This window comes from Actinomadura fulvescens (genome assembly GCF_039533225.1).
Taxonomy (GTDB): Bacteria; Actinomycetota; Actinomycetes; order Streptosporangiales; family Streptosporangiaceae; genus Spirillospora; species Spirillospora fulvescens.
On the sequence record NZ_BAAATD010000039.1, the window covers coordinates 1 to 5,568 of the forward strand.

Below are 5,568 nucleotides of genomic sequence, written 5' to 3' on the forward strand. Positions count from 1 at the left end.
CGTGCCCGCCGGTCAGGTCCTTGATCTGCTCGGCGAAGTGCAGGCTCCGTGAGTCGAGCACGTGGTCCGCACCCCACGCGCGCAGCAGGTCACGCCTGAGCGGGGTACCGGCCGTCGCGATCACGCGAGCTCCGAGAAGGTGCGCGTAGTGCAGGGAGGCCAGCCCGACGCCGCCGGCGCCGCCGTGCACCAGGACCGTCTCGCCGGCCTCCAGCCGTGCGCAGGTGGTCAGCGCGTGAAGCGCGGTGGCGAACGCCATCGGGATGCCGGCGGCCGCCGTGAAGGTCATCGTGTCAGGTATGCCGACGACGTACTCCTCCTGGGCCACCGCATGGGTGGTGATACTGCACGGCGAACAGATCAGGACTCTGTCGCCGGGGCTGAACCCGGTGACATCGGAACCGATGGTGGCGACGACGCCGGCGCATTCCAGGCCGAGATGGTGGCCACCGACGAGGCTCTCCATGGCTTGGCTGGGCAGCAGATTGACCGCGCACATCAGGTCGCGGTAGTTCAGGCCGGTCGCCCGTACCTCGATCGTCACCTGGTCCGGGCCCGGAACGGGGGGCGTGGTCTGCCGCCAGACCGGGGTGAAGAACCGCCCCGGATTGTGGATGTGCAACTTGAACGCGGTCGCCGGGCCGATCGGCGTGCGGACGGTATGGTCGCCGGCCTCGACCAGCCGTGGCACGAACCGGCCTTGGCGCGTCAACAGCAGTTCGTCCTCGTCGCCCGCGTCCAGGAACTCGGCTGCCAGCCGGCGGGCGTCGTGAACGGCGTCACCGCTCGGGTGCACGCATACCCGCCGTACCTTGATGTGCGGGTGCTCGTTGGCCAGCGTACGCGTGGTCCCCCAGGTGGCGGCATCCTCGGGATGCATCGCCGCGTCACCGATGTCGGGCTCCGGTAGCGCCCCGCACGGGCGGGCGACCAACCAGAGCGAGACGCGCAGGGGCCGGGACGGCCGCTGGCAGGCCGCCGCGAAGGCCCTCAGCGCTGCGGCCCGGCGGGTGAGCTGCTCCACCACGGTACCGGGAGCCGGATCGGAGCCGTGCTCCGCCGCGGGGCCGCCGAGGATGATCACGAGGGTGAGCGCTTCGGCGTCGGCGGGGACGAGATCGTTCCACTGGTCGGGGTCATGGAGCGGGACCTGGGCTACCTGGCCGTCGCCTCCTTGCATCAGCGCCTGGAGGGTGTCGGTGAGCTCGGTCGGGCCGTCCTCGCCGGCGATGATCCAGGTAGTGGCCGGATCGGCGGCGGACTGGCGGTTCCCGTCGGCGGAGCCGTCCGCGCCGCCGGCGGAGCCGTCCGCGCCGCCGACGGGGCCCATGGCGGCGCCCGGCGTCGTCCTGGTGGTGGCCGAGGCCCTCCCAGCGGTGGCGAGGACCACCGAGAAGTCGCCGAGTGCGGGCTCGTGGTCGTCTCCAGTCTGGACGATCTTGGTGAAACCGGCCTCGGCGAGCAGGAGCGTCCACTGCCGACGCTCCAGCAGCGGCGAGTGCGGGCGTAGTTCGTGATCGGTGCGGCTCCAGAACTCCGCCAGCATCCCTACAGTGCAGATGTCCCTGTCAGGGCGATGCGGCCCGGTGGTCAGCAGAAGGCCGTCCGGGGCCAGGAGCGCGGAGATGCGGCCGAGGGCGGCTCTGAGGTCTGTGGCCAGATGCAGGGTCCCCGCGGCGATCACCAGGTCGAAGTCACCTGCGGTGTATCCCTGCTCGATGGGGTCGCGGTCGAAGTCCAGGACGGCGTGGTCGGCGAAGTCGTAGGCGCTGAAGCGTTGCCGTAGCCGCATCACCGAGGTCTCGTTCCGGTCGGTGACGGTGTAGCGGGTGCGATCGGGAGGGAGGGCGGGGAGCAATGCGGCGGTGGTGCCGCCCGTTCCGGCGCCGACCTCCAGGACGCGCAACGGCCGGTCGTCCGGCCAGCGTCGTACGATCTGCTCGGTGAGCGCTCGGGCGATCCGGTTGGTGAACAGGGCGATCGGGCCGATGTCGTGGACCTGTTCGAGCAGCTCCATGCCCCCGCCGCCGGTCAGCACGTCGGCTTCGGAGCACTCACCGCGCAGCAGTCCGGGCAGGCAGCGACCGGCCCGCACCGCCAGCGCGGTCTGCGCGACGAAGGCACCTCCGCTGTCGAGCAGCTCGGCCTGCATCCGCTGCAGCCGCGCGGCGCCTGAGGCTCCCACGGCGCGGGCGGCGATGCGTGCGTGCCCTTCGTCGGGCCGCTCCAGCAGGCCATGTCGCTCCAGCAGAGGCAATGCCAGGCGCAGCAAGCTCCGCTGGTGCGGTTTCCCGCCCGCACACACCAGATCGTCCAGAGGCTGTGCTTCGGTCGGATCGGCGGTCAGTGTGGCGAGGGCCGTCGCCAGCGCATAGGCAGAGGCCGTTTCCAGCTGTTGCGCGTACGCCGGATAGTCCAGCTCGCGCCATGCCGATCGGAGCCGGTCGATGTCGGCGGCCGCGTCGGCCAGCACGTGCCGGGGATCTACCTCGCCGGAGCCCTCCTGCCCCCGCGCGGAGACGCGTTCGTTTGCCCGGGGCGCGGCACGCAGTTCCACCTTGTACCGGGCCAAGGGGGTGAGCGTGCTGCGCGCAAGCCTGCGCATCCGGCAGCCCAGCACCTCCGCGGTGACGCGGCCGTCGGCGTCGGCGATGGTGATGTCCAAGCAGATCTCGCCGGTGACGGTGCGCGGTCGCCGCCGCACGTGCACCATGCCCGCGGAAGCGGGCGTCCCCCACAAGCGGACGGTGCCGATCTCGCCGGGCATGTAACCGATGCCGCTCAGCAAGTCATCGACCAGCCAGTAGACCGCTGCCTGCAGCGGGCTGTCGAGGATCACCGGATGGGCGTGGTAATCGCCGTCGGTCTGAGCGGGACAGGAGTAGGCGCCCAGGACCTCATTGTCACCGACCCACAGGTCGGTCAAGATTTGGAACGCCGGGCCCCAGATGATGCCGCCTTCGGCCGCTCGCGAATAGTGATCGGGCACGTCGACGGGGGTGCGGATACGGTCGCGTAGCGCGGCGATGTCCAGCGGTGGCGGAGTCTGGCGCAGCAGGGGCCGTACCCGCGCCCGTGCGTTCTCCATGGGTTCGGCGTTGCGGCTGTCGGCGCTGGCGATGGTGACCACGCCGGTTTCGGGCGACAGCGTCGTCTGGACGTACGGTGGTTCCGCGTCGGCGGGCATCGCCAGCCCGCGGCTAATGGTGAGCCGGTCGACCTCCACCGCTTCGGCCGCCTCGGGGAGGGTCAGGCGCCCGGCGGCGATGGCCATCTCCACATAGGCGGTGGCGGGCATGATCGCGGTCCCGAAGATCTGGTGATCGCCCGCCCAGCGCACCCGTGGCGGGGCGAGCTCCGCGTGCCAGGTGGGTTGGAGTGTGGGAAGCCGTTCGCCCAGCAGTGGGTGCTGGATTGTGGCGTCGCCGATTCTGGGTGCCCAGGATTCGGGTCGGCCGATCCAGTGCCGTTCGCGTTGCCAGGGGTAGGCGGGCAGGGTCCGTACGGTGCCTGGGCGGGGGAAGAACCGATCCCATTCCAGTTGTGTCCCGGCTGCGATCAGGTGCGCCACCGCGTCGCGGACGTTCGCCGGGCCACGTCCTCCGTTCAGCAGCGTGGGAACGACGGCGGTGCGGGTCTTGGTGGTGTTGCTGATGCGGCGCAGGTAGGACCGCAGGACCGGGTGTGGGCCGACTTCCACCAGTACGTCGGTGCCGTGGGCGATCGCTTGCTCGACGGCGGCGGCGAACCGTACCGGCTGGCGTACGTTGCGCCACCAGTAGTCGGCGTTGAGTTCGGTTCCGTGCACGGGGCCGCCGGTCACGGTGGACAGCAGCGGAATCTGTGTCGGCGCCGGTGCCAGGTCGGCCAGCCGCTCGCTCAGCCGGTCCCGGATCGGGTCCATGGCGGCGCTGTGGAAGGGGTAGTCGACCTCCAGTTCGCGGAAGAACACCGTGCGTTCGGCCAGGTCTGCGGCGAGCGAGGCCAGCGGCCCCTTGGGACCGGCGATGGTGACGTCCCGGTCGGTGTTGACCGCCGCTATCTCCAGGCCCGGGTAGGCGTCCAGGATCGGCCGGGCCTGGTCTTGGGGCAGCCCGACGGCGGCCATTCGTCCCTGGCCCTGGGTCACCGCCTGGGCTTCGCCGCGTTCGGCGATCACCCGCGCCGCCTGCGCCAGGGTCAACGCGCCCGCGGCGTAGGCGGCGGCGACCTCGCCGACGCTGTGCCCCACCACGGCGCAGGCGCGAACGCCCGCGGCCCGCAGCACCTCCAGCAGGCCGACCTGGACGGCGAACAGCAGCGGCTGCGCCACCTCGGTCGCCGACAGCCGCCACCGCCGCGGCGGCAGCGCCAGCTCAGCCGCCACCGACCAGCCCAGCAGCGCAGCCAACTCCGCGTCCACGGCCTCCACCGCCGAACCGAACACCGCGTCCCCGGCCAACAGATCAGCGCCCATCCCCGGCCACTGCGAACCGTTGCCAGAAAACACCAGAGCAACCCGGCCGTGCTCCACCGCCTCGGCCGTCGCCGCCGCGGTCACGTCGTCTTCCCCGTCCGGCACGGGTGTGGCAGGCGGGGCTGTCCGGCCCTCGTTCTTCTGCCCTGACCTGCTCTCCTCCTGCCCGTCGGCAAGACGCCGCAGTGCCCGGCCCGCCGACGCTGCCGAGGGAGCCAGGACCACCGTGCGATGACGACGCAGGCCCCGCCGTCGAACAGCGGTGTAGGCGACGTCGTAGAAGTCCTCTTCGGGCACCGACTCCAGGTGATCGGCGGTGAGTTCGGCAGCCCGTTGCAGGGCCGCCGGGCTGTGCGCGGAGACCACCACCGGAAGGCCCGACACCGCACCGGCCCCAAGCGCCACCTCAGTACCCGGGGCGGCATGGCCAGGCAGAGCAGGTATCTGTGGCGAGGGCGGGGCGGCTAGTGCGATGTGGACGTTGGCGCCGCCGAAGCCGAATGAGTTGATTCCCACCACCGGCCGCTCGCCCACCGGTTCCACCGGCCGGGCCCGCGTGGTGACGGTCAGGCCCAAGGCGTCGAAGTCGATGTCCGGATTGAGGTCGTCGGCGTGCAGGGTGGCGGGGATGATCCGGTGCCGTAGCACCAGCAGCGCCTTGAGCAACCCGGCCATGCCCGAGGCGGGCTCCAGGTGCCCCAGGTTGGACTTCACCGAGCCGATCGGCAACGGGCCACGGGTACGGGCGGTGCCCAGCGCCCGGCCCAGCGCCCGGCACTCGGCCGGGTCACCGGCCATCGTGCCGGTCCCGTGCGCCTCGACATACACCACCTCATCGGCACTCACCTGCGTCTCGGTGTACACGTGCCGCAGCAAAGCCTCCTGGGCGTCGGCGTTGGGCAACGCCAGCCCCATCGTGCGGCCGTCGTTGTTGGTGGCCGCACCCACGATCACCCCGTGCACCCGATCACCCTCGGCCAGAGCATCGGTGAGGCGCTTGAGCACCACCACCCCGCCGCCCTCGGCGCGCACGAACCCATCGGCATCCGCCGAAAACGCCCGGCACCGGCCCGTCGGCGACAACATCGACGCCTGACTGAACCCCACATACG

General features: G+C 71.4%; 1 protein-coding gene and 1 pseudogene. Both read right to left on the bottom strand.

Going from position 1 to position 5,568, the window contains the following annotated elements:
* The coding region (locus tag ABD333_RS47220) for an acyltransferase domain-containing protein (RefSeq protein WP_344549477.1) at window positions 1-5,488 on the bottom strand (5,488 nt) is incomplete at its 3' end.
* A gap of 9 nt (window positions 5,489-5,497) precedes the next feature.
* Window positions 5,498-5,542 (bottom strand): annotated as a pseudogene (locus ABD333_RS47815) (hypothetical protein); the annotation flags it as partial.
* Between the last annotated feature and the right edge of the window lie 26 nt (window positions 5,543-5,568).